This is a genomic window from Bacillus sp. AP50, assembly GCF_040492675.1.
In the GTDB taxonomy this organism is placed as follows: domain Bacteria; phylum Bacillota; class Bacilli; order Bacillales; family Bacillaceae_G; genus Bacillus_A; species Bacillus_A cereus.
Genome location: NZ_JBEUTW010000709.1, coordinates 1 through 1109 on the forward strand (window position 1 = coordinate 1; position 1109 = coordinate 1109).

A 1109-nucleotide genomic window follows, 5' to 3' on the forward strand; every position below is an offset into this window, starting at 1 on the left:
TCTTACTATGCATAGTAAGAAGGATATTTATATTTAAAAATGAAAATACATGATACATAGTCAACTCATATGAAATGAATTACATGTAGAAAACACACTGTTTTCACAATGACTGTGTATAGTTAATTTGCATAATGATAAAAGTGAGGTATTTGAATTGAAAAAGAAGAAAATATTTATTGGAACAATTATTTCATGCATGATGCTAGCATTATCTGCATGTGGTTCCTCAGACAACGTAGTAACATCAAAAGTAGGAAATGTTACAGAGAAAGAATTAAGTAAAGAATTACGACAACAATATGGAGAAAGTACTTTATATCAAATGATGTTAAGTAAGGCATTGCTAGATAAATATAAAGTTTCAGATGAGGAAGCAAAAAAGAAAGTAGAAGAAGCAAAAGATAAAATGGGTGAAAACTTTAAATCGACTTTAGAACAACTTGGGTTGAAAAATGAAGATGAATTAAAAGAAAAAATGAAGCCAGAAATTGCATTTGAGAAAGCAATTAAAGCAACAGTTACAGATAAAGATGTGAAAGATAACTATAAACCAGAAATGAAAGTAAGTCACATTTTAGTGAAAGATGAAAAAACGGCTAAAGAAATAAAGGAGAAAGTAAATAATGGTGAAGATTTTGCTGCCTTAGCAAAACAGTATTCAGAAGATACTGGTTCAAAGGAACAGGGCGGGGAAATATCTGGTTTTGCCCCTGGACAAACAGTGAAAGAATTTGAGGAAGCTGCGTATAAATTAGATGCAGGCCAAGTAAGTGAGCCGGTTAAAACAACTTACGGTTACCATATTATTAAAGTGACGGATAAAAAAGAATTGAAGCCATTTGATGAAGTAAAGGATAAAATTCGTAAAGATATAGAACAACAAAGACTACAAGATACGACAGGTAAATGGAAACAACAAGTAGTCAATGATTTATTGAAAGATGCTGATATTAAAGTGAATAATAAAGAATTTAAAGATACATTTAAATTTCTAGAAAAGAAATAATGACTGTAATCATAATTAGAAAAGGGAACTCACATAGAGTTCCCTTTTTCTAATTAGTGTGTGAGTTATAAATAGATAGTAAGACAATACAATATTACAT

At 29.8% G+C, this 1109-nt stretch carries 1 protein-coding gene; it reads left to right on the forward strand.

Features of this window, described 5'->3' with window-relative positions; translation table 11 throughout:
- Window positions 1-157: 157 nt before the first annotated feature.
- Window positions 158-1009: a peptidylprolyl isomerase PrsA gene (locus ABWK52_RS28690; protein ID WP_000727342.1), complete on the forward strand. Its 852-nt coding sequence runs from the start codon at window positions 158-160 to the stop codon at window positions 1007-1009.
- Window positions 1010-1109: the final 100 nt, after the last annotated feature.